This window comes from Streptomyces sp. NPDC048417 (assembly GCF_040651615.1).
In the GTDB taxonomy this organism is placed as follows: Bacteria; Actinomycetota; Actinomycetes; order Streptomycetales; family Streptomycetaceae; genus Streptomyces.
In genome coordinates, this window is the sequence record NZ_JBEZKI010000004.1 from 15,847 (window position 1) to 39,924 (window position 24,078).

Below are 24,078 nucleotides of genomic sequence, written 5' to 3' on the forward strand. Positions count from 1 at the left end.
GCAACGACGTGCCCCCCGGCCACGTCGTTGCGGCTCGCCACACGGACCGTGATGGCCTGTGGCCCCATCAGTGCTGGTGCTGGTACCAGGCGACCTGGTCCAGGTACCAGCGGCCGACGCCGACGCCGACGCCGACGCCGACGTCGTACCGCGCCGTCGTCTCCTGCCAGCGGTGCCCGTCCCAGACGTACAGGTGGCGACCGTCCCGACGCTCGTCCTGCGTGCGGTAGTGATGCCGGTCGTCGCTCTTGTGCCAGTCACGGGGCGCGTCCCAGCCGTCGTCCTGTTCCCCGTGGTGGCCGCTCACGTATCCGTCCTCGCGGTGGCCGTCACGGTCGCTGCCGGTAGCGAGGGTGGCGATGGAGGATCGCGTGTGCTCCGCGGGTCCCGGGTCCGTCGCCGCCGATGCCGAGCCGCCGGCTGCGAGGAGGGCGCTGCCCGCCACTGCCGTAGAAGCAACGGCGATCGAGACGCGCCTGATCCACGTGTTCATAGTCAATTCCTTGTGATGTGCTGCGATTCCGCCGACGTGGCGGGCGCTGTCATGTCCGTGTTGGCTGCTCCGGAGATTCCGGATCAGCCGGTCGCCGACTGCGGGGGACATCCTGAGGGGGTCCTCATGTTCGGCGTTGCCCAGCGTACTCGAGGGGGGCCTCATGTTTACGGTGAAGCCCATCACAGCACGTCGGAAGGGGGCGGCCGGCGCGAGTGGCGCCCATACGGGCGAGAGGGGGCTGGTCCTGAGCCGCTGTGACGGACTTCGGGGATCAGGGGCCGACTCCCAGCCCGGCTCCCCACACACCGTCTCCGCCCCGGGTCGGAGCGGCACGACCCGCTTGCCGAACCGCCGCGGCACCTGCGCCCCCCTGCACGTCGTGCGTTCCCGTTGGATGACAGGCCGACCACCGCCCAGGTGCCACCCGTCTCGGTCAGGAACCCGCGGATCGTCGCTTCGTCGCCGTACCCCGCCGGCCACCTCGGCTCGGGCAGGCGGCTGTCGTGGCCGACAGCCCCCGCCCGGAGCCTGGCTCCCCGGCCTGGGCCGGGCCCGCGCAATACCGTCGGGACAGACCTCGCGACAGAAGGCGTCCCATGTCCCGCATGTCCCGCATCTCCCGCCACGGTGACCGGAATCGGCGCAAGATGCCTGCGTACGACCCTCCGCCCGCCTACGCTCAGCCCGTGCTGCGCATCCTCGACGCCAAGACCGGTGAGACCGTCCCCGCCGCCCCCGCCCGCCGTGCCCTGACCCGGGTCGAGGTCCATGCCTCCGGGTACGACCTGACGGCGCTGCGGGTCCTGCTCACCACGGACCTGCTCCTGCGCGCCCTGGAGATCGGCGGCACCCCGGTCCTGCCCCTGCTCACCGCCGACCACCACCAGGCCGAGCTGCACGCCGCCGCCACCACCCTCGGCATCCGCCCCTTCGAGGACGGCCGCGACCTCTCCTCGGGACTGGGCGAGGCCCAGGTCGTCCACGTGGCGGCGGAGGGCGTGACCGTGCCCGGCACCGGGCTGACCGTCGCCGTCGCCCCGGCCGGCGGCCCAGGGGCCGGCGTCCTCAACGGGCTCGCCGACCCCGCCGCACTCCGGCTCGCCCTTCTCGACGCCCCGCGCGGCACGACCGTCCACCTCGGTGCCGGTGCCCTCGACGCGGCAGGGCGGCGGCTCGGGCGACTGCGGCAGGCCGTGGCCCAGTGGGCGCGCAGCCCCTCGCGGCCGGTGCCCGAGAAGGTGCGCGGACGGCTCCGGGACGCCTGGGAGGACGACCTCGACGTGCCCGGGGTGCTCGGCGTCCTGCGCTGGATGGAGAACCAGCCCGAGATCCCCGACGGCGCCCGCTTCGAGACCTGCGCCTACGCCGACCGGCTGCTCGCCCTCGACCTCACCCGCGACCTCGGGAGCGCCGCGTGACCGCCCGGGCGGGCGCGGGACCCCTGCGTCGCCTGGTCGTCCTGCGGCACGCCAAGTCGGCCTGGCCCGAGGGCGTTCCCGACCAGCTGCGCCCGCTCGCGGCCCGCGGCCGCCGGGACGCCCCCGCCGCCGGCCGCGCCCTCGCCGCGTCCGACTGCCTGCCCGACCTCGCGGTCTGCTCCACCGCGGTACGCGCCCGGCAGACCTGGGACCTGGCCTCCGCCCAGTGGGGCACGCCACCGCCGGTGCGCCACGACCGGCGGGTGTACGCGGCCGGCGTACCCGACCTCCTGGAGGTGGTGCGCGAGGCCCCGGCCGAGGTGGAGACGCTGCTGCTGGTCGGGCACAACCCGGGACTGGAGGAACTGGTCCTGGAACTGGCCGGGGACGGCCTGGACGACACCCTGGAGCAGGTGCGGAGGAAGTTCCCGACGTCGGCGATCGCCGTCCTGGCCTGGCACGGGACGCGATGGGCGGCGCTGGGCCCGGGGACGGCGCTGCTGACGCAGGTGACGGTGCCTCGCGGGGAGAAGGACCAGGAGGTGTCCGCATAGGGTGGGCGGATGCAGGACGAGTACCGCACCGTCGCCCGCGCGGGCACCCACGAGACCGAGGTCAACCGCTCCCGCTTCCTGTGCGCCCTCGCCCCGGCGGCCACCGAGCAGGAGGCCCAGGACTTCGTCGCGCGCGTCCGCAAGGAGCACGCCGACGCCACCCACAACTGCTGGGCCTACGTCATCGGCGCCGACGCCTCCACACAGAAGGCGAGCGACGACGGCGAACCGGGCGGCACCGCAGGCGTTCCCATGCTCCAGATGCTGCTGCGCCGCGACATGCGGTACGTCGTCGCGGTCGTCACCCGCTACTACGGCGGGGTCAAGCTCGGCGCCGGCGGACTCATCCGCGCTTACGGCGGCGCGGTCGGCGAGGCCCTCGACACCCTCGGCGCGATCACCCGCCGCCGCTTCCGGCTGGCCACGGTGACCGTCGACCACCAGCGGGCCGGCAAGGTCCAGAACGACCTGCGCGCCACCGGCCGCGAGGTCCGTGACGTCCGCTACGGCGAGGCGGTCACCATCGAGATCGGGCTGCCGGACGCGGACGTGGACGCCTTCCGCGCGTGGCTGGCCGACGCGACGGCGGGAACGGCCGGCTTCGAACTGGGCGGGGAGGCCTACGGGGACGCGTGAGACCGGTGCCGATCGGACATGACGGGTGGATCCCCGGATCATCCTCGCGTGATCGGGGCTCCGTTCGTACCGATCGCAGCGGATCGCTCAACGGACCGCGGATGTTTGCCGGCAGCAGGGTCCTTCCTAGGGTGCTGTCCATGAGCGTTCTTCGTGACGTGCCGGTGAGCACGGACAAGGGCCCGCTGCGGATCGGGGTGCGCATCCCTCCGTGCGACCGGGCGGACCGGGTGGCCAGGACCGTACGCCGGGCCGAGGAGCTCGGGTTCGACCAGGCCTGGTTCCCCGACTCGCAGCTGCTGTGGCGGGACGTGTTCACCACGCTGACCGCAGCCGCCCTGGGCACCGAGCGGATCGGCCTCGGCACCGCCGTCACCAACGTGGCGACCCGGCACCCGTCCGTCGTCGCCTCGGCCGCCCGCAGCGTGGCCGAACTCGCGCCCGGCAGGTTCACCCTCGGCCTCGGCGTGGGCAACAGCTCCGTGGCGCCCGTCGGCCTGCGGCAGACCGACTCGGCGCAGCTGCGCGAGGGACTGGGCATGCTGCGGGCGCTGCTGGACGGGCACGAGTGGGACTTCGACGGCAGGGCCCGCTCCCGGCTGCGCGATCCCCAGCCGTCGGTGCCGATCCATCTGGCGGCGAGCGGGCCGCGGAACCTGCGCCTCGCCGGTGAGGTCGCCGACGGAGTCGTCCTGCTCAGCGGTGTCTCGCCGCGGACCCTGGCCGCCGCCACCGCCCGGGTGCGGGAAGGCGCCGAAGCGGCCGGCCGGAGTGCCGAGGCACTGCCGGTGACCGTTTCCGCGTTCTGCGCGGTGACCGACGACATCGCGGCCGAGGCCCGGCAGATCAAGCCGATCTGCGCCTCGATCGCGCAGAACGGCGGCGCGCCCTTCCTCGCCCTCGCGGGGATCGACGTGGACGTCCCGGCGACGGTGGAGGGCGTCTATCCGGATCTCGTGCACGCCGAGGACTGGGACGCGGCCGTCAGGATCTGCTCGGCCTGGATCAGCGACGAGGCGGCCGTCCGGTTCGCCCAGGAGTTCTGCCTGTTCGGAACGGCCGCACAGATCGCACAACGGCTCCGGACACTGCGCGCGTCGGGGGTGACCGATGTGTTCCTGCAGCACGTCGGCTCCTACGACGCGCCCACCGACCTGATCGAGACCGTCGGCTCGGAGGTGCTGCCGGCCCTCCGCTCCGCCGCCCGGAGCGGGAAGGCCGGCACGTGAGGACGTCAGCGTCGTCCGGCAGGTGGCAGAAGATCCTTGCGTACGACGCCGTCCTGGACGACGCACACGATGTTCCCGGGATCGCCGAGCACCCCGATGTCCGTGAGCGGGTCGCCGTCGCACAGGACCAGATCGGCGGTCTTGCCGACGGTCAGCGTGCCCAGCCGGTCGGACAGGCCGAGGAGTTCGGCGGAGGCACGGGTGCCGGCGACGATGGCGGCCATGGGGTCCATGCCCAGCTCCACGAGATAGCTGAGCTCCAGCAGGTTCTGGCCGTGCGGGCAGACGGCCGCGTCGGTGCCGAGCGCGATACGGGCGCCCTGCTCGATGGCGCGGGCGATGTTCTCCTTGGTGATGCCCGACCAGCGGGTCTTCTTCTGGTAGTGGTGCGCGGGCATCGTGTCCTTGTTGATCCCCGCGAACACGGTGGACAGGGTCGGCACCACGAAGGTCCCCCGCTCGCCCGCCAGGTCCAGCGCCTGCTCGTCCAGGCCGTAGCCGTGCTCGATGCTGGTGACGCCGCCGCGGATGGCGTTGAGGATGCCCGCGGTGCCCTGGGCGTGGGCGGCGACCGGCTTGCCGCCGTGCCGCCGGCACTCGTCCACCACGGCCCGGATCTCCTCTTCGAGCAGCCCCTCGTCCTCGGGCTGGTCGTAGGGGCTGGCCATGCCGCCGGTGGCGCAGATCTTGATCACGTCGGCGCCCGCGCGCAGCATCGTGCGTACGGCGAGCCGGGACTCGTCCACGGTGTCGGCCAGCTCGGCCATCTCGCCGCCGCTGAGGTCGGTGCCGTCGGGCAGCCGGAAGTCGGCGTGACCGCCGGTGTGGCTGATGATCCGGACGGCGGTGTGCAGGCGGGGGCCGACGATCCGGCCGGTCTCGACGGCGGTGCGGAACCCGGTGGACAGTCCGCCCAGGTCACGGGCGGTGGTGATGCCGGCGTCCAGGGTCTGCCGGAGCCGGGTCGCGGTGTCGTAGGTGACCAGCACCGGGTCGAGTTCGCCACGGCGCCCGGGCGGCGAACCCTGCGCGTACGCGAGGTGGGTGTGGCAGTCGAAGAACCCGGGGAGCACCGTCCGGCCGCCGGCGTCGATGATCCGGACCGCGGCGGTGTCGCCAGGCAGCGCCGGGGCGCCGTCGGCCGGGCCGGCATAGGTGAGGGTTCCGTCCGCGTCCGAGACGATGACGGCGTCGTCCAGCGGGAGGCCACCGGTACCGTCGATGAGGCGGGCGTTCTCGACTCGCAGCGCGGTCCTCAAGCTCTCTTGCGTCATGGCATCCGTCATGGTGGGGCCGAATCACTCCTCGGTATCAGGAACCCCGGTATCGGGCACCTCGGTATCAGGAACAGGCGAAAGGGAGTCTGCAATGGACGAGAGAACCCCGCGCTACGGTGCAGCTTCCGGTCGTGATTTCAGTCGGGCACGCAGGAATACGCCGTCCCAGGAGGCGCAGGATTTCGCTGCGTCGGACCTCGATGAACTCGACCGCGGTGTCGTGCACGCGCTGCAGATACACCCTCGGGCCCCGTGGACCCTGGTGGGGGACGTACTCGGCGTCAATCCGGTGACGGTGGCCCGGCGTTGGCAGCGGTTGGAGGAGGCCGGCCTGGCCTGGGTGACCGCCTACCCGCGGCTGTCCGACTTCCGGATCGTGGTGACGGGAATCGTCGAGGTCGACACCGAGCCGGGCGTCGCGGAGGACGTGGCACGTGCCCTCGCCGCCGAGCACGCCGTGGCGAACGTCAAGATCACGGCCGGCGGACGCGACGTCGTGACCGCCGTACAGACCAGGGATCTCGACGAGCTGGCCCACCTCACCACCCGGCTCTTCCAGCAGACGCCCGGAGTGCGGGCGACGCGTACGCACGTCTCCACCGGTGTCCCGACCGAGGGAAGCCGCTGGCGGCTGCGCAGCCTGGACGCGGCACAGTGCGCCCGTATCGAGGCGAGCCACGCGTCGGACGTGCCGCCCGACACGGGCACGGGCACGGGAACCACCGCGCCCTGGGACGCCCTGGACGCGCGGATCCTGGAACTGCTCAGCTCCGACGGCCGGATGTCGATACGCGCCCTGGCGACCGCCACCGGCGTCGGTCTCACCACGGTGCGCCGCAGACTCCAGTCGCTGCTGGCCTCGAGGGTGAGCCTGCGCTGCGACCTGGCCAGGCCGCTGTCCGGCTGGCCGCTGTCCGCGGTGTACTTCGCGTCCGTCCCCGCCCAGTACCTGGAGGAGACCAGCCGCGTGCTGTCCGGTGTGCGGGAGGTCCGGTCGTGCGCGATCACCGCGGGCCCGCACAACCTGGTGATCGACGTGTGGCTGCGCGCGCTGGCCGACGTGCACACCTTCGAGGCACACCTGTCGCGCCGGCTGCCCCGCCTCGTGATCGACGACCGCTCGGTGGTGCTGCGTACGGTCAAGCACATGGGACGGCTGCTGGACCGGGACGGCCGGTGCGTCGGCGTCGTGCCGCTGCGGGAACCCCAGGCGACCCACGTCCCGGCCGACTGCCTCGCCGGGGTGCCGGACGACAGGCGCCTGTGGCGATGACGGCGGCACCGGCGAACCCGCCGACCTCCCGCCGCCCGACACCTGCTGAGGAGCACTGATGCGATCCACGTACATCCCCACGGCCGGCGGTCACATGCGCTGGATCGACATCCCGGGCGAGGGCCCCGCGCAGGTGTACATCCACGGGCTGGGGTGCGCCGGTTCCGCCGATTTCACCGGGACCGTCACCCATCCCGACCTCCGCGGCCGACGGGCGGTGGTCGTCGACCTCCTCGGGCACGGATTCAGCGACCGCCCCAAGACGTTCCCCGGCACGCTGGAGGCACATGCCGAGGCGGTCGCCGCCGTCCTGGACCACTGTGGGATCAAGGACGCCGTCCTCATCGGGCACTCGATGGGCGGGAGCATCGCGATCGTCCTCGCCGCGGCCCGCCCGGAGCTGGCCTCACGGGTCGTCGTGGCCGAGCCCAACCTGCGCGCGGGCGGCGGGCTGTACAGCGCGGCCATCGCAGCCCATCGGGAGGAGGACTTCGTCAGCCATGGATTCCGTACCGTACTGGCGGGGCTGGAGCCCGACTACGCGGCACGGGTACGAGCGGCGGATCCCGCGATCCTGCACCGCAGCGCGTTGAGCCTGGTGCGTGGCACCACTCCGGGGACGGCGGAGATCTTCTTCGGCCTTCCGCAGCCCCGGGTCATGCTGCTGGGCACCCGCAGCCGCCCGTACGAGGACGAACGCGCCGTCCGGGAGGCGGGCATCCCGGTCGTCGAGGTCCCCGACGCGGGCCACCACATGATGCGCGACAATCCCGCGGGTTTCGTGGCGGCCCTGGTCGAAGGCGGTGCGGTGCCCGCCCTCACAGCGGGACGAGGAGGGACTCGTACCGAGCGAGTCGCGCCGTGATGATGCTCGACGCCCGGGTCAGGGCCGGGAGCAGCCGGGAGATCCTGCTGCCCGCCGTAGGGGCGATGACCGACAACGCGCCCAGGTAGGCGTCGCCGGTGCCGCGTACGGGCACCGCGACCGCGAGGTAGCCGAGGCGTTTCTCCTCGACCTCGACGGCGTGGCCCTGCTCCCGGATACGCCTGAGTTCGGCGGCTAGTTGGGCCGGGCCGAGCGTGTGCGGGGTGCAGCGGACCGTTCGAGGGAGGATCCGCGCGAGCGGGTACCGCTCGGGGAGCAGGGCGAGGGTGAGCTTGCCCGCGGCGGTGCTGTGCAACTGCATGCGCCGGCCGCCGGCGGTGGAGCGCGCCCGGTTGCGGTGGGTGCCGAGGTTCTCGACGCACAGCAGCTCGGACTCGTGCGGTATCGCCAGGATGACGGCGTTGTCGAGGCTCTGGGCGAGGTTCTCGATGACGGGCCTGGCCGCCTCGCGCAGGGTGCGCTGGTGGGGTGAGCGCAGGCCCATCGTGTAAAGCCGCACGCCCAGGCGGTAGGCGCAGCCGTCTCGGTCCAGGAAGTCGGTGGCGACGAGTTCCTGGCAGAGCCGGTGGACGGTGGCCTTGGCGATGCCGGTACGGGACGTCAGCTCGGCCAGGCCGAGCGAGAAGTCGTCGTCCCCGAAGGCGGACAGGATGAGACTCACCTTGCCGAGCACAGAGTTGGGCCGCTCGCCGGTCTCCTGCCGCTCGCCGACCTCCTGCCGCTCACCGGTCTCCCGGGTCCCGCCGGTCTCTCGGGTCCCGCCGGTCTTCCGGGTCCCGCCGGTCTTCCGGGTCCCGCCGGTCTCTCGGATCCCGCCGGTCTTCCGGGTCCCGCCGGCCGTGGTCATCCCGCCGCCACCCATTCGAGGATGTGCCGGGAGAACTCCCCGGGGAGCTGCTCCGGCAGCGGGACATGCCCCCCGGGAATGACCCGTGTCTCGCAGCCGATCGCCTCCGCGAACCTCTCCAGCCCCGGCATCGAGTAGTGGTCGCCGGAGGCGCAGACGGCGAGGGTACGGGCGGTGACGAGGGGCAGGCGCTGGTCCATCATCGAGCCCCGTACCGCCACGTGTCCCTCCTCCACCCGGTCCAGCACGGTCAACGCGTCGATCATGAACCGGTTGAGGGCGGCCTCCTCGCCGTCCTGGTAGAACCCGCGGCGGTGGTTCCACAACTCCAGCAGATGCGAGCCGTCGGGCTTCGGGACGACGTGGTCGACGGGCTTTCGCTGGTCCGCCGTACGTCGTTTCTCCTCGTCGATGAAGGGCGTCGCGGACAGCACCAGACTCGCGACCCGCTTCTGGTGGCGCGCGGCGAGCTCCACCGCGATCACCCCACCGGTGTGGTGGCCCACGAGATGGAAGCGCTCCAGGCCCAGTTCCTCGATCAACTCGTCGGCCGCGTCGGCCCACCGCTCGATCGTGTGGGGTCCGTCGGGTTTCGCGGACGCGCCGAAGCCCAGGGTGTCCATGGCGATGGCCCGGTGCACGGCCCCGACCCGTGGCAGTACCTCCAGGTACTCGGTCCAGGACCGGGGCGTCTGATGGAGCATCAGCACGGGCTCGCCCGTACCGCATTCGACATAGTGCAGCTGACCGAAACGGCTGGATACGTAGCCGCGGCGCAGCGTGTCCGTCATGAGCGACTCCCTGGTTTGTGGCAGGCCGTCAGATGGCCCGGCGCCTGCTCGGTGAGTGCGGGGCGTTCGCTGCGGCAGTGGTCGTCCGCCAGCCAGCAGCGAGAGGAGAAGGGACAACCGGTCGGCACGTCCGCCGGCGAGGGCAGTTCGCCCTTGAGGACGATCCGTTCGCCCGGCTCGGTGTCGGCGCCCGGCTCCAGGACGGACGAGAGCAGTGCCATGGAGTACGGGTGCTGCGGAGCCTCGAACAGCTGCTGTGACGGGGCGATCTCGACGATCGACCCGAGGTACATCACGGCGACCCGTTCGCTGAGGTGGCGGACCACACCGAGGTTGTGCGATATGAACAAGTAGGCGATGCGGTCGCGCTGCTGGATCTCCTGAAGGAGGTTGAGGATCTGCGCCTGGATGGAGACGTCGAGCGCCGACGTCGGCTCGTCCAGGACGATGACGGACGGCTGCGGGGCCAACGCACGGGCCAGCGCGAGCCGTTGGCGCTGGCCGCCGGAGAACTCGTGCGGGTAGCGGGCGGCCGCCGTCGCGTCGAGGCCGACCTCCTCCAGCACCTGCGACAAGCGGGTACGCCGGTCGGCGCGCGACACGCCCCGGGCACGCAGCGGTTCCTCGATGCTGGAGCCGACCGGCAGCCGCGGGTTGAGCGAGCCGTTGGGATCCTGGAAGACCATCTGCACCGCACGCCGGAAGGCCTTCAGGTCGGCACTCTTCGGCTGGTGCGTCATGTCCCTGCCCTCGAAGCGCACCGCGCCGCGAGTGGGCCGGTACAACCGGGTCGCGATCCGGCCCAGTGTGCTCTTGCCGCATCCCGACTCGCCGACCAGGCCGACCGTCTCGCCGGGGTTCAGGGTGAGCGAGACGTCGTCCACCGCCCTGATGCCCGAGTGGCCCGGTCGGCGTCCGAACTCGTGCCCGATGCCGGAGAGTTCGAGCAGCGGTTCGCTCACGGTCCCATCCAGTTGAGTGTCACTCATTTCTCTCCTCCGGCTGCGGCCGGGGCGTCCTCGGCGTCGCGCCAGCAGCGCGACACCCGTCCGTCACCGACGGGCCGCAGCGGCTGCGGGGCGGTGCAGGCGTCGGCGGCACTGGGGCAGCGCGGCGCGAAGCGGCACCCCGGCAACCGACGGGCGTCGTCGGTGAGCTGGCCGCGGATCGCGGTCAGCGGGGTACGGTCGCCGTCCCGCATCCGCGGTACCGCCGCGAGCAGCGCACGCGTGTAGGGGTGCCGGGGTGCGTTCAGGACCTGGTCGACGGTGCCGGACTCGACCGCCTGACCGGCGTACATCACCTGCACCCGGCTGCACATGGCGGTGATGACACCGAGGTCGTGCGAGATGAGCAGCATCCCCATGCCGTGCTCCTCCTGGAGCGAGCGCAGCAGGCGCAGGATCTCGGCCTGCACGGTGACGTCCAGCGCGGTCGTCGGTTCGTCGGCCAGCAGCAGCCGCGGGTTTCCCGCCATCGCGATGGCGATGACGACGCGCTGCCGCATGCCGCCGGACAGTTCGTGCGGGAACTGCCGGGCCCGGCGCTCGGGCGAGGGGATCTCCACGAGGCGCAGCAGTTCCACCGCCCGCTCCCGGGCCTCCTGCCGGCCCGCCTTGCCGTGGATCCGCAGCACCTCGGCGACCTGCGCGCCGACCCGCATGCACGGGTTGAGGGAGGTCATGGGCTCCTGGAAGACCATCGCCACCCGGTCGCCGCGCAGGCGCTCCAGTTCGGCGGGGCCGCTGCCCAGCAGATCCGTGCCGCAGGCCACCAGCCGGTCGGCCCGGACGGAGGCGCCGGGCCCCAGCAGCCCCATGGCCGCGAGCGCGACGCTGGACTTGCCGCAGCCGCTCTCGCCGATCAGGCCGACCACTTCGCCCTGTTCGACGCGGAGATCCACACCGGAGACGACGTCCGAGCCGCCGAACCCGATGTGCAGTCCCGAGACATCGAGGACCGGACCCGTGCCGTCCGCCTCGGTACCGGCCCGAGGGGGAGTCAGTGTGTCGGCTTTCACGGCACCAGCCACGCGTTCTTCAGGTTGAGGCGGGTCGCCGTGGCATCCGGCCGGTAGCCGTGCAGCCGGTCGCTCCACGCCTCACCCCGCACCGCCTTGGCGTAGGGCACCAGCAGGTAGGCCTCGTCGGCGATGTACTGGGCGAGCTGGTGGTAGAGCGTCACCCGCTTGGCGTTGTTCTCCTCGGCCTTCGCGGCGGCCATCAGGTCCCACAGGTGCTGGTCCTTGACCTTGGTCCCCGGGCTGCCCTTGGCGAACCACAGGTCGAGGTACTGGCTCGGGTCGGCGTTGAGCACGCTGGTCATCATCACCATGTCGCTGTAGTCGCCGGCCAGCACGTGCGGCACGATGCTCGCGAAGGGCACGAGCTTGAGGTCGAGGGTGATGCCGACCTTGGCCAGCTGGGCCTTCATCAGCTCCATGGCGGAGATGTCGGGGCCGTAGGCCGGATCGCTGGGGGCGAGCAGTTCGATGCTGACCTTGCTCTGGCCCGCCTGCCTGAGCAGGTCCTTGGCCTTGGCCTGGTTCTGCCGGTACATCGGGTCGGAGGCGGTGGGAGTGGTGCCGTACGGGTCCTGTGGCGGGATGACGTAGCCGAAGGTGGCGGAGCCGCTGCCCAGGGTCTTGATCAGGGTGTCGCGGTCGATGGCGAGGTTGAACGCCTGCCGCACCCGCTTGTCGGCGAGCGGCCCGCTCAGGGTGTTCATGTTGAGCCAGATGCTGGAGACGAGGGGCCCGTTGGCCTCGGTGACGCCGTTCGTGCTCTTGACGTCCTCGACCATGCGCAGGTCGCGGAAGGACAGCAGCTGTACCGAGTTCGAGCGCAGCGAGGCCACGCGTGAGGTCTCGTCGGGTATGAGCCGGTAGGTGACCGCGTCGAGGTACGGCTTCGGCTTCTCCCAGTAGTCGCGGTAACCGGAGAGCTGGATGGAGACGCCCTTCGTCCACTTCTTCAGGGCGAAGGGGCCGGTGCCGTTCTCCGACTGCTTGAGCTGGTTGCCGGTGCGGGACGTCGTCCACTTCCGGCTCATAATGGCGCCGCTCCACGGGCGGGCCAGGAAGTTGTACAGCGACGGCTGGGGGGTGCTGAGCTTCACCTCCACCGTGCCGCTGTCCACGGCGGTCACCGTCTTGATCTTGTACTGCTGGGTGTACGGCGACTTGATCGCGGGATCCATCAGCCGCTTCAGGCTGAAGATGACGTCATCGGTGGTGAGCTTGCTGCCGTCGTGGAAGGTCACCCCGTCGCGGAGCGTGAAACGGTAGGTCGTGGGATTCACCTGCTGGTAGCTCTTGGCCAGGCCGGGCTGCACCTTGCCCTTGCTGTCCAGGCTCAGCAGGCCCTCGTAGAACTGCGCGACGATCTGCTGGTCGAAGTACGCCTGGGCCACATGCGGGTCGAACCCGACGGTGGGCTCCCCGTCGAGGCCCACGATGAGGGATCCGCCGCTGACCGGCTTGCCCGAGACCTTGCCGGCCGTCGCCGTGCCGCCGCAGCCCGCGAGCAGCAGGCCGGCCAGCGTGCTCCCGCCGAGCGCCAGCGCGGTTCTGCGCGTGTGTACATGGTTCGTCATGGTGACCGCCTGTCTCTCAAGAACGTGAGGGTGAAATGACGTGGACCGGCGTCCGATCAGGTCGTACGGCGCTTGCCGCGCGGGTTCAGCTGCTCCTGCAGGCCGTCGGAGATCAGGCCGAAGGCGGCGGTGGCGACGGCCAGCGTGATGCCGGGGACGATCACCAGCAGCGGGTCGTCCCTCATGTAGCGCTGCCCTTCGAAGATCATCCGGCCCCAGCTCGGTGTCGGCGGCTGGATGCCGAGGCCCAGATAGCTCAGGGACGCCTCGACCAGGACGCAGGTCGCCGCCGTGTTCGCGTACTGGACGAGCGCGGAGGACAGCACGTTCGGCAGCACATGGCGGCCGATGATCACCGGGGTGCGGACCCCGGCGATGCGGGCCGCCGAGACGAAGTCGCGCTCGCGCACGGTGAGTGCCGGAGCGCGCACGATCCGGGCGAAGTACGGCACGAAGATCAGACCCATGCCGATGACGAGGACCCACATGCCCGGGGTGAAGACCGACACCAGCACGAGCGCGAGCAGCACCGAGGGGATGGACATCGCGGTGTCCATCGCCGCCATCAGCACCGCGTCCAGCCGCCGGGCGTTGTAGCCGGCGACGAGACCGATCGGCACGCCGATCAGGGCGGCGAGTGTGGTCGCCCCGAAGGCCACCAGCAGTGACTGCCGGGCCGCGACGAAGGTCCTGGTGAACAGGTCCCGGCCGAGGTTGTCGGTGCCCAGCCAGTGGCTCGCCGACGGACCGGTGAGCAGCGAGTCGCTGACGTCCTCCGCCGAGTAGGGGCCGAAACCGGCGATGAGCAGGGCCAGTACCACGATCGCGCCGAGGATGCAGACACCCGTGGTCAGCGTCGGGTTCCAGCCGAGGCGCAGCCTGTGCGGGCGCGTCGCGGGCACGGTGACGGCGGGCGCGGTGGATTCAACCGTCACGGCGAGCTCCAGTCGTCCGGATGCGAGGGTCGATGAGCGGGTAGACCAGGTCGGTCACCAGGTTGATCAGCACGTAGGAGGCGCCCAGGGCGAGGATCGCGCCCTGGATGACCGTGAAGTCGTGCTGGGTGATGGAGTTGACGATCAGTGAGCCGAGTCCGGGGAGGGCGAAGACCTGCTCGACGATGACGGTGCCGCCGACCAGCACCCCGAGCTGGAGCCCGCCGGCGGTGACCACCGGCACCAGCGCGTTGCGCAGCGCGTGCCGCAGCATCAGCCGCCGTCGCCCCGCGCCCTTCGCCGCCGCCGTCCGCATGAAGTCCTGGCCCTCGACGTCGAGGACGGCGGCCCGCATGTAGCGGCAGAGCGTCGCACCGAACGGGATGCCCAGCGCCACCGCGGGGAGCAGCAGCACCTGGAGGTTGAGCAGCGGGTCCTGGGAGAACGGCACGAACGAGAACAGGGGCCAGGCCGGTGCCAGGGTGCTGACAAGGAGGACCATGACCGTGCCGACCACGAACGGCGGGACGGCGAGCCCCATGAAGGCAGCGCTGTTGACCATCCGGTCCCTGGCGCGCCCTTGGTACATGGCCGACCAGATCCCCGCCGGAATGCCCCACAGGACCGCGATCACCGCGGCGTAGACGGCGAGTTCCAGGCTCACCGGGAGGCGCGCGGCGACCTGTGCGGCGACGCTCTGCCCGTCCAGCAGGGACGAGCCCAGGTCGCCCCGGACGGCGTGCCCGATCCAGCTGAGGTACTGCGACCACACAGGCTGGTCGAGTCCCAGTTGCCGGGTGATCTCGGCACGCAGCTGGGGAGTCGAGTTCTCGCCGGCGATCAGGGCCGCCGGATCACCGGGCACCAGATGCGCCAGGGCGAACACGATGGCGCTGAGGCAGAGGACCACCGCGAGCGAGCGGACCACACGGATCGACAGATAACGCAGCACTGGGTCTCTCCCCTTATATCGCGGCGGCCGGCGCCGACGCCCGGGGCGTCGGACGGGCCGGATCGGAGGGACGGCGGCGCGCGGCCAGGGCGGCGGGGACGGACCCGGCCGCGCCTGGGTCGACCGCCCGGCCCTCGCGGAACACCGCGCGCAGCCGCCGCCGGTCGGCGAGCACGCTCAGATCGGCGAGCGGATCGCCGTCCACCAGCAGCAGGTCCGCCCACATCCCCGGGGCGACCGTCCCCGTCCTGGCACCGAGGCCGAGGGCGTCCGCGGCCGCCGAGGTCGCCGCGACCAGGACCTCCGCCGGCGTCATGCCGATCTGCTCGTGCAGCAGCTCCAGTTCGCGCGCGTGGTTCCCGAAGCGCATCGTGTTGGAGGAGTCGCTGCCCGAGATGATCCGTACGCCGGCCCGGTAAGCGCCGCGCACGGACGCCAGCCGGCGCTCGCGGAGCCGCTCCGCCTTGTCCAACTGCTCGGCGGCCAGGCCGCGTCGGGGCCCGTGTTCGATCATGAACTCGCTGATCGAGAGGGTCGGGCACAGGAAGGTGCCCTGTTCGAGCATCAGCTCGATGAGGTCGTCGTCCAGGTCGGAGCCGTGCTCCAGCGTGTCGACCCCGGCGCTCAGCGCCGCCGTGATCCCGGCCCGGGTGTGCGCGTGGGCCGCCACCCGCAGGTCCAGGGCGTGTGCCTCGTCGACGATGGCGTCGATCTCGGCGTCCGTGTAGTTGCGCCACTCGGTCTTGTCGCCGAGGGAGAGCGTGCCGCCGCTCGTGCAGATCTTGATCAGGTCCACGCCCATCCGGGCGTACTGCCGCACCCGCTTGCGGCACTCGTCGGCGCCGTCCGCCGGCGGCCACATCCGCTTCTCGTCGAGCGTCGCCGGACAGAACATGTCGCCGTGCCCCGCGGTCATGCCCACGAGGCCCGAGGCGACGACCCGTGCCCCGTCGAGGACGTACTCGTCCATCACGTGCTTGACCGCCACCTCGGGCAGCGAGCCGGCGGTGTCACGGACCGTGGTGAAACCGGACCGCAGCGCCTCGCGGGCGTTGGCCGCGGCATGGAGGGTCTGTTCCTCCGTCGAGGTCAGCATGTTCCACAGGTGCACGTCGTGCGGCCGGGTGCCCGCGTTGGACCGCAGATGCACATGACAGTCGATGAGGCCGGGCAGCAGGGTCGTCCCCCGCAGGTCGTACACCGTGTCCCGAGGGGTCGGCGCCACCGTGTCCGCGGGGCCCACCTCGGCGATCACGGCGCCGTCGATCACCACGGTCGCATTCGCCCGCGGGGCACTCCCCGTGCCGTCGATCAACGTCACTCCCGACAGGACCGTTCGCTCCGTCATGAGGCTGTGTTCACTCCTCTCCGTGGGAACTGGTAAGGAGGAGTGTGGGTGGGCGATGGTATGCCCGTGTTGCGGTGCAGCTTTCGCTTGGAATTCCCTCGGGAGGCGCAGGATTGCGCCACCCATGGAGACGCAGATTTGCGCCACCCCGTCCGTCAGGCACGGTCTGCGAGGGAGTTCACGAAGGCGGTGTCGGCACCCACCGGTCCCAGCCCGCTCGCTCCGCCCGGCGTGCCGAGCGGAGTCGTACGGCCGGACAGCGGCTGCTCGAAGAAGCGGCGGTTGTCGGCGCGGAACTCCGGGTCGGCCAGCCGGTCGACGGTGATCGCCTGCTCGGGGCAGGCCGTCTCGCAGGCGCCGCAGTCGATGCACTCCACCGGGTTGATGTAGAGCTTGCGCTCGCCCTCATAGATGCAGTCGACCGGGCACTCCTCCATGCATGACCGGTCCATGATGTCGACGCAGGCCGATCCGATGACGTAGGCCATGTCAGTTCTCCTTCTCCGTGGAATGTCCGGGGAACAGTGCCGCCTCCGGATCGATGACGGTGGCCGCGTTGTTCACGGCGGTGGCGACCTCGCCGAAACCGACGGAGATCAGCCGCACCTTGCCCGGGTAGTCGGTGATGTCGCCGGCGGCGAACACCCGGGGCAGGTTGGTGGCCATCCGGGTGTCGACGGCGATCCGCCGGGCCTGGAGTTCGAGCCCCCAGGTCTGCAGCGGGCCGAGGTCGGCGATGAATCCGAGCGCGGCGACGACGGTGCGGGCGGGCAGCAGCCGGGTGGTCTTCTCGACGCGGTGCCGGACCTCGACCCGCTCGACGCCCGACGTGCCGTGCAGCGCGCTCACCTCGGAGTCGGTGATGATCTCGATGCCGAGGGCGCGTACCTTCGCCACGCTCGCCGCGTGTGCCCGGAAGCGTGCGCTGCGGTGGACGAGGGTGACGGACCTGGCGATCGGGGCGAGCAGCGCCGCCCAGTCGAAGGCGCTGTCGCCGCCGCCGACGACGACCACGTCGTGGTCGGTGTGCGCGGCCGGGTCCGGGACGAAGTACACCTGCCCGCGGCCGAGGTAGTCCTCGCCCGCCGGGAGCGGCCTGGGGGTGAACGTCCCCACCCCGCCGGTGATCACCACGGCCCCCGCCCGTACGGCGGTTCCCCGGTCGGTGCGGACGACGGGGTGGCAGTCGGGCCCGTGGGACAGTTCGACGGCCCGCTGTCCGAGGAGGTAGCGGACGCCGTACGGCGCCGCCTGGGCGACCAGGTTGTCGACCAGGTCGCGGCCGCGCACCGACGGGAATCCGGCGATGTCGAAGATGGGCTTCTCCGGGTACATCGCGCTGATCTGGCCACCGCACCGGGGCAGTACGTCCATCACCGCGACGCGCAGTCCCCGGAAGCCCGCGTAGTAGGCGCCGTAGAGCCCCGCGGGGCCGGCGCCGATGATCAGGATGTCGGTCTCGATCACCGACGACTCGTCCGGTGCGACCGGCTCAACTGTAGGAACGCTCATGGTTCAGGAGCGTAGGAACGGGCCGCTCCACGCCCAACGGAACCGGTCCGGCTGACGGGACGGCGGTCAGCCGAGGGCGAGTTCGACGGTTCCCGTCACGCACGCGGTGCCGTCGGCCTTGCGGACGGCCACGTCCAGGGACACGCGCGCGCCCTCCACGGCCCCCACGGTCGCGGTCCAGGTGAGCGGTTCGCCGGCCACGGCGGTCGTACGGTTGCGCCAGCTCACCGTCTCCAGACGGGCGGCGGGCCCGGCCCACGCCAGCGCGTACCGGCTGAGTGTCTCGCCGTGCAGGGTGGACTGTACGACCACGTCCGGGAAACCCTCCGAGGCCGCGAACCGGGCGTCGTAGTGGATGCGGTGCGCGTTCCAGGACACCGCGCTGAAGCGGAACAGCTGGACGCTGCTGTGCGTGTACCGCTGCGGCGGGCAGACGTCACCGGCGACGGGGGTGTTCATGCGGCTCCGGGGGAGTCGGGGGGCTCCAGCGCCTCCAGGACGACGACCGTCTCGTCGACGGCCGTCAGTTCGGTCCCGTCCGCCGAGGTGAAACGGGTGGCGAGACCGAGCAGGACGAAGGCCCCGGACCGGCCCTGTTTGCGCTCGGCGGAGGTGACCGCACGCGACGCGGTGACGCGACTGCCCGCGACCGGGGCCCGGCCCAGCCGTACGGTCTGTCCGCCGTGCACCTGGCGCACCGGCAGGCCCGCGGTGCACGGCGACTCCCGGGCGGCCAGCCCGTCCGGCCGCAGGTCCCGCTCGGCCGGCCCGTCCTCCCAGCTCATGGTGGCCGCGAGGAAGAGGGCGGGCGCCTCGACCGCCGCGCCCGCCGCCTCCCTTGCGCGGGCCCGGCGGATGTAGTCGGTGTCGTTCAGCGCGGCCGCGTACCGGCAGAAGTCCTTCACGGTCACCGTGCCGCAGTCCTCGTCCTCCCACCGGCCGACGAGACCCCGGGCCCGCGCCAGCACCTGGTCCAGGGCGCTCACAGGGCCGACCGCAGCGAGCGGCCGATGCCCAGACCCGCGGTGCGCAGTGCGCTCGCGTGCGCGGCGGCGTCCACGCGGTAGGTCGGGGCGGTGATCGACAGGGCACCGGCCAGGGTGTCCTGCCGGCCGAAGACCGGCACGGCCATGCTCATGTAGCCGAGTCTGACCTCCTCCGCCTCGGTCGCGATGCCCTCCTCCCGGATCCGCTCGACCTGACCGCGCAGCCGCCCCGGAGAGGTGATCGTGTGGCGGGTGAACGGTTTCAGTCCGCTCCTGACCACCTCGCCGAACAGGGCGGCGGGGGAGAAGGCCAGGATCGCCTTGCCGGTGGCCGTGCAGTACAAGGGGAGCCGCCCCGCCACCCGGGACTCCTCGCTCAGGCCCCGGTGCGGCAGGATCTTCTCCAGATAGACCACATCGAGGCCGTCGTGGATCGCGAAGTGGATCGTCTCCTGGGTGGCCAGCAGGAGGTCCTCCATGTACGGCTGCGCCACCTCGCGCAGGATCCGCTGCCGGTGCACCCGCTGACCGATCTCGAACAGCCGCAGCCCGAGCCGGTAGTCGCAGCCCGACCGCTCCAGCAGCCCCCAGACGACCAGCTCCTGGCAGAGCCGGTGCACGGTGGCCTTCGCCACGCCCGTACGGCGCACGAGATCGGCGAGGGAGAGCGACTCGTCGTCGGCGGTGAAGGCTTCCAGGATGGGCCGCACCTTGCCGAGGACGGAGTTCATCGACTCCGGACCCGGACCCGGACCCGGACCCGGAGCCGAACCGGACACGGGAGGCGGGGGAACGGGGGCCGTGGCGCGGGCGATCGGGACGACGGTCATGGCGGGCACCTCACGATCAACGGTTACGGCAGGAATCTCACTGTCAGTGGCCGGATGACGACTCTTGGAGAAACGCGAGACTCAGCGGGTTGTACAGGGTGGCCTTCTCATGTTGCGGCCAGTGACCGCACTCCGTGAAGATCTCCAGCCGGGCCCCGGGGATCGCGGCGGCGATCGCCTCGGCCTCCGGGACGTCCCCGAGCGGGTTCTTGTTGCCCCACACCACCAGCGTGGGGGCCTTGATCCGCGCCATGCGGTCGGGGCGCAGCAGATTGCGCTCCCGGGCCTCGACCTCCTGCAGGGCCAGCAGGTTGTGCAGGTTCCGCTGGAACTCGGGGTGGTGGTAGATCTCGTAGCGCACCTGGGTCAGCTCCTCGCCCAGGTCCTCGTCCCATGCGGCCCACAGCAGCGCCAGCCGCTCCCGGGTGTACGAGATCTCCGGCTCCAGGGCCGCCGCGCGCGTCGAGGTCTTCAGCCGCTCCATCACCGCCGGGTTGACCTTCGTACCGCCCATGCACAGCAGCTGGAGGGAGGCGACCCGGTCCGGGTGCTCGCTCGCCGCCCAGGACGACACCCAGCCGCCCAGCGACTCGCCGACCAGGTGTGCGCGTTCGGCACCCACCGCGTCGAGGTAGGCCATCAGGTGCTCCACGTACGCGGGGATCTCACCCGGGCGGTCCGGCTTGCCGGTGTAGCCGTGGCCGAGCATGTCGATCGCGTGGCAGCGGTAGCCGGCCGCGGCGTGCGCCGGGATGTTGCGGACGAACGCCTCCAGATGACCGGTCGTGCCGTGCAGGAACACCACGTGCTCCCCGTCCTCGGGGCCGGCCTGCAGGGCGCGGGTGGTGACGTCGCCGGTCTCGACGTACGCGTGCCGGTAGTCGATACCCGACAGTTCGGTCCAGATGCTCATGGCTGCCTTTCGGTGTGCGCGGGTGCGGGGTCGAGGACGGCGACGGCCATCCCGGTGAGCCACTCGGGCATCGGTTCGTACGCCAGCCGGCGGCCGGGCACGTGGTCGAGCAGGGCCGACATCAGCAGCCAGGTACGCAGCTCCTGCGCCCCGTTGCCGGCGACCTTCTCCAGTTCCTCGGTGGTGTACGCGGTGATCCGCCCGGTCTCGCCCCGCGCGACGAGGGACAGGAACTCCTCGTCGAACTCCGGGTTGAGCGCGGCCTCGGCGGCGCGGATGATCTCGCGGCGCCGGACGTCGTAGTCCTGCCAGTTCTCCCGGCCGTTCAGCCAGGCGCCCACCATGAACTCCTCGTCGTCGCCGTGCGGGTCCCGCCAGTCCGGCCAGGGCAGCCGGTGCGAGAGCCCGCCCGAGCCGACCACAGCCACCCGGCGGTTGCCGGGGAAGGCCAGTACGGCGTCCCGGATCGCCTGGCCCAGTTCCTCGCAGCGGGTGAGGGTGGGCAGGGGCGGGGCGAAGACGTTCACCACGAGTGGCACGATCTCCACCTCGAGTCCTTCGAGGAGGTACTGGATCGCGTGCGACTGGCCGTGGTCGATCTGGAGCCTTGCCGAGAACGCCGGATCGAAACGGCCGTTCTCCACCAGGGAGCCGGCGAGGTGCCGGGCCAGGGGTACGTCCACCGGCTGCGGGCCCTTCGGGGTGCCCGACTCGCCGCTGGCGACGCACTCGCCGACCCCGATCGTGAAGCTGGGGATGAGGTCCAGCCAGAAGCCCCGGAAGTGATTGGAGCCGATCAGGATCACCGTGTCGGGGCGGGCCGCGGCGAGGGCCTCCCGGGCCTCGGACAGCGCGTCGCGGAACCGCTCGGCCCGGTCCTTGTGGAAGGTCTCCTCCCAGTGTGTGTTCATCAGCGTGCTGTGCGAAGCGCCCACGCCCAGGACGATCTCGGTCATGGTGCCACTCCTTCCTCGGCGCGGGACCGGGTGACGGTGTCGACGGCGGTCCGGATCAGGTGGCGCGTCAGCTTCTCCATGGCCCGCACGGAGACGGTGTTCATGCCGCGCGCGAAGTCGATGTCGAACAGGGCGTCCGTGACCTTCGGCATGCCGACCCGGACGGTCGGGATGCCGCGCCCGCGCAGGATGTTGGCGTCGGTGGCACCGCTGTTGCCCCGGATCACCTCGTGCTCGCGTCCCTCGAAGGCCTCCCAGCCGGCGGTCGCCGAGCGGCAGATCCAGCTCTCCGGGTCGGTCCGGGTGCCGGGGATCGCCAGGACCAGCTCGGCGGTGACGTCCGCCGGCACCTTGTCCAGGGCGGCGAGGAACTCCCGCTTGGCCTGCATCGGTGTCGTGTCCGGGCCGATGCGCAGGTCCACCATGAGGGTGCACGCGGCCGGTGTCACCGCCGCCATCCGGGGCCAGCCGCCGCGTATCGAGGAGACGATGCCCTGCGGCGCGACCGTGCCGGCGGTGTGCCGGTCGGCGTACTCGACGAACCACTCCTCCAGGTGCCGGGCGACCTCACCGGCGCGCGCGACGGCGTTGTCGTAGGGGAGGCGGTGGCGTGAGCCCACATAGGTGTGCGTGCCGTGGACGGTCACCTCGAACCAGACCAGGCCGACCTCGTCCCAGGACACCGTCCAGCCCGGCTTGGCGATGAGCGCGTAGTCGGTCCACACTCCCTGCTCCAGGAGGAACGAACAGCCCACGCCCTGACCGGTGTTGCGGCGGGTGCCGACGGGCCGGGCGTTGGTGGGCATGCCGCCCGCGCCGAAGGCGGCGACCAGGTCGCCGGTGAGCGGGATCCCGGCGAGCGCGATCGCCTCGGCCGCCATCATCACGCAGGCGGCGTGGCCCTTCGGATTGGAGGCGCCGAGGCCGACGACCAGGTCGTCGTGGACGGTGGCCCGGGGACGCATGTCGTCCCGCAGTTCCGGCCCGATCCAGGGGAGATCCTCGCTCTCCTCGCCCACGGTCAGGGTGTCGATCGGGGCGTACAGCATGAGGTCGGGGCCGGTGCCGTCGCCGGAGAGCCGGGCCCAGGCGTTGGCCTGGCGGTCGTCGAGGGGCTGGACCCGGGCCGGGCAGCCGGCGGCCGTGAGGGTGTCGGCGATGTGCGTGGCCAGCGGGGCCTCATCGCCGGTGGGGGACGGGATGTCGACGAGCCCGGTGATCAGGTCACGCAGCCGGTCGGCGGTGACGTGTCGCCAGGCGTCGGCGACCCAGGCGGCCCGCTTGTCGTCCAGACCGGCCAACTCGCCTGCGGCGGTCACTGGTTGATCCTGTGTACCTGGGTCATCGTCGTGCGCTCGAAGCGCTTTTTCGCGAGCGGGAGCCCGATCGCGATCCCGGCTCCGATCAGCAGGGTGAGCAGTGTGCGGCCCATGGTCAGGCCTCCTTCCCTTCGGTACCCGTCGCGGCCAGCTTCTTGCCGTACTCCTCCTCGCTGAGGTTCCGCCAGGCGGTCAGCGAGATGTCGGGGCGGTAGAGCTTCTCCGGGGGTGCGTCGGTGATGTCGACCATCCAGGCGTCCTGGCCGGAGAACTGGCCGTGGAACAGCCAGCGGATCGCGCCCAGGTACTTGCCGTAGAAGCGCAGGGTGTCCCAGCCCTCGGTGAAGTTGACCATCACGCCGACATAGCGGTGGTTGTCCTCGTCCACGGGGACGTAGAACTCGTAGTGGATGAAGTTCGGATACGCGATACGCAGCACGCCGGGCATCGACAGGGACGCGAAGCCGGGGAACTCCTGGGCCTCGATCGTCGGGTTGACCTTGTCGGGCTTGCCCGTGTTGCCGATGTTGAAGGTCTCCTTCGGCGGCTGGGCCTTCCACCAGCGTTTGTTGGTCCAGCGGCCGACACCGGGGAAGTCCGCCTCCCAGTAGACCTCGTCCTGGACCCGGAAGATCCAGCGGCCCTTGGCCACGATCCGGGTGATGTTCCAGGTGGGCATGGGTTTGAAGAGCCGCCACAGTGCCGTCCGGTGCAGGTACTTGGCGTGGCCCTCGTCGAAGCCGTTCTCGCAGGCGAAGCGCCAGTTGCCGCTGCGCGGATCGATCCGGCCGCCCATCACGAAGCCGTTGGAGACGAGTTCCTCGGGCAGCTGCGAGTCAATGGGGTGCGGTTCCTCGTCGGCGAGGGGGATGTACACCCACACCATGCCGAGGCGCTCCTCGACCGGGTACGTCCGCACCGAGACCTTGCCGGTCAGCCGGCAGCCGGGCCCGTCGGTGATGACCGCGGCCAGCTTGCCGGTGGGCAGGTCGAAGGTCCAGCCGTGGTACGGGCAGCTGACCGTGCCGGGGAACTGCTGGTTGCCCTCGGACAGCGGCACACCGCGGTGCGGGCAGCGGTTGTGCAGCGCGTACGCGGTGCCGCCGTCCCGGATCAGCGTGATCTTCTCGCCGCAGATCGTGAACGGGAGCGGGTCGGCGGTGATGTGGCTGGACCAGGTGACCGGATACCAGTAGCCGCGGAAGCCGGCGCCCGCGGCGTCGTAGTGCGGCCACGACTTCCAGTCCTGGCGACCGGGCTCTCCTGCTGGTCTGCGGCGGCTCCGGACCGGGGTCGGTGTGTCGGGAGAGTCGTCGACCGTCATCG

At 71.4% G+C, this 24,078-nt stretch carries 25 protein-coding genes and 1 pseudogene; 6 read left to right on the forward strand and 20 right to left on the reverse strand.

What is annotated here, in order from left to right:
• Positions 1-67: 67 nt before the first annotated feature.
• A complete protein-coding gene (locus AB0D59_RS07055; RefSeq protein WP_362562700.1) occupies positions 68-493 on the reverse strand; it encodes a hypothetical protein in 426 nt (141 codons plus the stop codon).
• Positions 494-775: 282 nt separating this feature from the next.
• Positions 776-990 (reverse strand): annotated as a pseudogene (locus AB0D59_RS07060) (CoA-binding protein); the annotation flags it as partial.
• A gap of 153 nt (positions 991-1,143) precedes the next feature.
• Between AB0D59_RS07060 and AB0D59_RS07065 the strand changes: the two are divergent.
• The 4 genes from AB0D59_RS07065 to AB0D59_RS07080 all read left to right on the forward strand — a co-directional run bounded on the left by AB0D59_RS07065 (position 1,144) and on the right by AB0D59_RS07080 (position 4,333).
• A complete protein-coding gene (locus AB0D59_RS07065; protein WP_362562657.1) occupies positions 1,144-1,914 on the forward strand; it encodes a hypothetical protein in 771 nt (256 codons plus the stop codon).
• Positions 1,911-2,468 (forward strand): histidine phosphatase family protein, encoded by a 558-nt coding sequence (locus AB0D59_RS07070; protein WP_362561792.1) that lies wholly within the window; start codon positions 1,911-1,913, stop codon positions 2,466-2,468. Before AB0D59_RS07065 ends, AB0D59_RS07070 begins: the two co-directional genes overlap by 4 nt.
• Before the next feature lie 9 nt (positions 2,469-2,477).
• Positions 2,478-3,104, forward strand: coding sequence for a YigZ family protein (locus tag AB0D59_RS07075; RefSeq protein WP_362561795.1), 627 nt, complete (start codon positions 2,478-2,480; stop codon positions 3,102-3,104).
• A gap of 140 nt (positions 3,105-3,244) precedes the next feature.
• Positions 3,245-4,333: an LLM class flavin-dependent oxidoreductase gene (locus AB0D59_RS07080; protein ID WP_362561797.1), complete on the forward strand. Its 1,089-nt coding sequence runs from the start codon at positions 3,245-3,247 to the stop codon at positions 4,331-4,333.
• Positions 4,334-4,338: 5 nt separating this feature from the next.
• Here AB0D59_RS07080 and AB0D59_RS07085 read toward each other — a convergent pair whose 3' ends face one another.
• Positions 4,339-5,619, reverse strand: a complete 1,281-nt coding sequence (locus AB0D59_RS07085; RefSeq protein WP_362561800.1) for an amidohydrolase family protein — start codon at positions 5,617-5,619, stop codon at positions 4,339-4,341.
• Positions 5,620-5,701: 82 nt separating this feature from the next.
• Between AB0D59_RS07085 and AB0D59_RS07090 the strand changes: the two genes are divergently transcribed.
• Positions 5,702-6,883 (forward strand): Lrp/AsnC family transcriptional regulator, encoded by a 1,182-nt coding sequence (locus tag AB0D59_RS07090; RefSeq protein ID WP_362561803.1) that lies wholly within the window; start codon positions 5,702-5,704, stop codon positions 6,881-6,883.
• Positions 6,884-6,941: 58 nt separating this feature from the next.
• Entirely contained in the window at positions 6,942-7,748 is an 807-nt protein-coding gene (locus AB0D59_RS07095) for an alpha/beta hydrolase (RefSeq protein WP_362561805.1), read from the forward strand.
• Here AB0D59_RS07095 and AB0D59_RS07100 read toward each other — a convergent pair.
• The 17 genes from AB0D59_RS07100 to AB0D59_RS07180 all read right to left on the reverse strand — a co-directional run bounded on the left by AB0D59_RS07100 (position 7,702) and on the right by AB0D59_RS07180 (position 24,076).
• A complete protein-coding gene (locus AB0D59_RS07100; protein WP_362561808.1) occupies positions 7,702-8,616 on the reverse strand; it encodes an IclR family transcriptional regulator in 915 nt (304 codons plus the stop codon). The genes AB0D59_RS07095 and AB0D59_RS07100 overlap by 47 nt on opposite strands.
• Positions 8,613-9,407, reverse strand: coding sequence for an alpha/beta fold hydrolase (locus AB0D59_RS07105; RefSeq protein ID WP_362561811.1), 795 nt, complete (start codon positions 9,405-9,407; stop codon positions 8,613-8,615). The genes AB0D59_RS07100 and AB0D59_RS07105 overlap by 4 nt, the downstream gene beginning before the upstream one ends.
• Positions 9,404-10,396, reverse strand: coding sequence for an oligopeptide/dipeptide ABC transporter ATP-binding protein (locus tag AB0D59_RS07110; protein WP_362561813.1), 993 nt, complete (start codon positions 10,394-10,396; stop codon positions 9,404-9,406). The genes AB0D59_RS07105 and AB0D59_RS07110 overlap by 4 nt, the downstream gene beginning before the upstream one ends.
• Positions 10,393-11,427: an ABC transporter ATP-binding protein gene (locus AB0D59_RS07115; protein ID WP_362561816.1), complete on the reverse strand. Its 1,035-nt coding sequence runs from the start codon at positions 11,425-11,427 to the stop codon at positions 10,393-10,395. The genes AB0D59_RS07110 and AB0D59_RS07115 overlap by 4 nt, the downstream gene beginning before the upstream one ends.
• On the reverse strand, positions 11,424-13,001 hold the full coding sequence (locus tag AB0D59_RS07120) for an ABC transporter substrate-binding protein (protein ID WP_362561819.1): 1,578 nt from the start codon (positions 12,999-13,001) through the stop codon (positions 11,424-11,426). Before AB0D59_RS07120 ends, AB0D59_RS07115 begins: the two co-directional genes overlap by 4 nt.
• A 56-nt stretch (positions 13,002-13,057) precedes the next feature.
• Positions 13,058-13,936, reverse strand: a complete 879-nt coding sequence (locus tag AB0D59_RS07125) for an ABC transporter permease (RefSeq protein WP_362561822.1) — start codon at positions 13,934-13,936, stop codon at positions 13,058-13,060.
• On the reverse strand, positions 13,926-14,888 hold the full coding sequence (locus AB0D59_RS07130; RefSeq protein ID WP_362561824.1) for an ABC transporter permease: 963 nt from the start codon (positions 14,886-14,888) through the stop codon (positions 13,926-13,928). Before AB0D59_RS07130 ends, AB0D59_RS07125 begins: the two co-directional genes overlap by 11 nt.
• 13 nt (positions 14,889-14,901) lie before the next feature.
• Complete coding sequence (locus AB0D59_RS07135; RefSeq protein WP_362561826.1) at positions 14,902-16,236, reverse strand: amidohydrolase family protein; 1,335 nt, start codon at positions 16,234-16,236, stop codon at positions 14,902-14,904.
• A 155-nt stretch (positions 16,237-16,391) separates the two neighbouring features.
• Positions 16,392-16,724, reverse strand: coding sequence for a ferredoxin (gene fdxA / locus AB0D59_RS07140; RefSeq protein ID WP_362561829.1), 333 nt, complete (start codon positions 16,722-16,724; stop codon positions 16,392-16,394).
• 1 nt (position 16,725) lies between these two features.
• The gene (locus tag AB0D59_RS07145; RefSeq protein WP_362561832.1) at positions 16,726-17,748 is read right to left on the reverse strand and encodes an NAD(P)/FAD-dependent oxidoreductase; all 1,023 of its coding nucleotides are present in this window, start codon (positions 17,746-17,748) and stop codon (positions 16,726-16,728) included.
• 66 nt (positions 17,749-17,814) lie between these two features.
• On the reverse strand, positions 17,815-18,207 hold the full coding sequence (locus tag AB0D59_RS07150; protein WP_362561835.1) for an acyl dehydratase: 393 nt from the start codon (positions 18,205-18,207) through the stop codon (positions 17,815-17,817).
• A complete protein-coding gene (locus AB0D59_RS07155; RefSeq protein ID WP_362561837.1) occupies positions 18,204-18,734 on the reverse strand; it encodes a MaoC family dehydratase N-terminal domain-containing protein in 531 nt (176 codons plus the stop codon). The genes AB0D59_RS07150 and AB0D59_RS07155 overlap by 4 nt, the downstream gene beginning before the upstream one ends.
• Positions 18,731-19,564 (reverse strand): IclR family transcriptional regulator, encoded by an 834-nt coding sequence (locus tag AB0D59_RS07160; protein WP_362561840.1) that lies wholly within the window; start codon positions 19,562-19,564, stop codon positions 18,731-18,733. The genes AB0D59_RS07155 and AB0D59_RS07160 overlap by 4 nt, the downstream gene beginning before the upstream one ends.
• A 43-nt stretch (positions 19,565-19,607) precedes the next feature.
• The gene (locus AB0D59_RS07165) at positions 19,608-20,477 is read right to left on the reverse strand and encodes an alpha/beta fold hydrolase (protein WP_362561843.1); all 870 of its coding nucleotides are present in this window, start codon (positions 20,475-20,477) and stop codon (positions 19,608-19,610) included.
• On the reverse strand, positions 20,474-21,433 hold the full coding sequence (locus AB0D59_RS07170; protein WP_362561845.1) for a catechol 1,2-dioxygenase: 960 nt from the start codon (positions 21,431-21,433) through the stop codon (positions 20,474-20,476). The genes AB0D59_RS07165 and AB0D59_RS07170 overlap by 4 nt, the downstream gene beginning before the upstream one ends.
• The gene (locus AB0D59_RS07175; protein ID WP_362561847.1) at positions 21,430-22,752 is read right to left on the reverse strand and encodes a deacylase; all 1,323 of its coding nucleotides are present in this window, start codon (positions 22,750-22,752) and stop codon (positions 21,430-21,432) included. The genes AB0D59_RS07170 and AB0D59_RS07175 overlap by 4 nt, the downstream gene beginning before the upstream one ends.
• Positions 22,753-22,867: 115 nt before the next feature.
• Complete coding sequence (locus AB0D59_RS07180) at positions 22,868-24,076, reverse strand: Rieske 2Fe-2S domain-containing protein (protein ID WP_362561849.1); 1,209 nt, start codon at positions 24,074-24,076, stop codon at positions 22,868-22,870.
• Positions 24,077-24,078: the final 2 nt, after the last annotated feature.

What these genes read in the sequence shown, in the direction of transcription:
- AB0D59_RS07055 (WP_362562700.1), bottom strand. Translation starts at nt 493, where the DNA reads ATGAACACGTGGATCAGGCGCGTCTCGATCGCCGTTGCTTCTACGGCA.
- AB0D59_RS07065 (WP_362562657.1), top strand. Translation starts at nt 1,144, where the DNA reads ATGCCTGCGTACGACCCTCCGCCCGCCTACGCTCAGCCCGTGCTGCGC.
- AB0D59_RS07075 (WP_362561795.1), top strand. Translation starts at nt 2,478, where the DNA reads ATGCAGGACGAGTACCGCACCGTCGCCCGCGCGGGCACCCACGAGACC.
- AB0D59_RS07080 (WP_362561797.1), top strand. Translation starts at nt 3,245, where the DNA reads ATGAGCGTTCTTCGTGACGTGCCGGTGAGCACGGACAAGGGCCCGCTG.
- AB0D59_RS07085 (WP_362561800.1), bottom strand. Translation starts at nt 5,619, where the DNA reads ATGACGGATGCCATGACGCAAGAGAGCTTGAGGACCGCGCTGCGAGTC.
- AB0D59_RS07090 (WP_362561803.1), top strand. Translation starts at nt 5,702, where the DNA reads ATGGACGAGAGAACCCCGCGCTACGGTGCAGCTTCCGGTCGTGATTTC.
- AB0D59_RS07095 (WP_362561805.1), top strand. Translation starts at nt 6,942, where the DNA reads ATGCGATCCACGTACATCCCCACGGCCGGCGGTCACATGCGCTGGATC.
- AB0D59_RS07100 (WP_362561808.1), bottom strand. Translation starts at nt 8,616, where the DNA reads ATGACCACGGCCGGCGGGACCCGGAAGACCGGCGGGATCCGAGAGACC.
- AB0D59_RS07105 (WP_362561811.1), bottom strand. Translation starts at nt 9,407, where the DNA reads ATGACGGACACGCTGCGCCGCGGCTACGTATCCAGCCGTTTCGGTCAG.
- AB0D59_RS07110 (WP_362561813.1), bottom strand. Translation starts at nt 10,396, where the DNA reads ATGAGTGACACTCAACTGGATGGGACCGTGAGCGAACCGCTGCTCGAA.
- AB0D59_RS07120 (WP_362561819.1), bottom strand. Translation starts at nt 13,001, where the DNA reads ATGACGAACCATGTACACACGCGCAGAACCGCGCTGGCGCTCGGCGGG.
- AB0D59_RS07135 (WP_362561826.1), bottom strand. Translation starts at nt 16,236, where the DNA reads ATGACGGAGCGAACGGTCCTGTCGGGAGTGACGTTGATCGACGGCACG.
- fdxA (WP_362561829.1), bottom strand. Translation starts at nt 16,724, where the DNA reads ATGGCCTACGTCATCGGATCGGCCTGCGTCGACATCATGGACCGGTCA.
- AB0D59_RS07145 (WP_362561832.1), bottom strand. Translation starts at nt 17,748, where the DNA reads ATGAGCGTTCCTACAGTTGAGCCGGTCGCACCGGACGAGTCGTCGGTG.
- AB0D59_RS07150 (WP_362561835.1), bottom strand. Translation starts at nt 18,207, where the DNA reads ATGAACACCCCCGTCGCCGGTGACGTCTGCCCGCCGCAGCGGTACACG.
- AB0D59_RS07160 (WP_362561840.1), bottom strand. Translation starts at nt 19,564, where the DNA reads ATGACCGTCGTCCCGATCGCCCGCGCCACGGCCCCCGTTCCCCCGCCT.
- AB0D59_RS07165 (WP_362561843.1), bottom strand. Translation starts at nt 20,477, where the DNA reads ATGAGCATCTGGACCGAACTGTCGGGTATCGACTACCGGCACGCGTAC.
- AB0D59_RS07170 (WP_362561845.1), bottom strand. Translation starts at nt 21,433, where the DNA reads ATGACCGAGATCGTCCTGGGCGTGGGCGCTTCGCACAGCACGCTGATG.
- AB0D59_RS07180 (WP_362561849.1), bottom strand. Translation starts at nt 24,076, where the DNA reads ATGACGGTCGACGACTCTCCCGACACACCGACCCCGGTCCGGAGCCGC.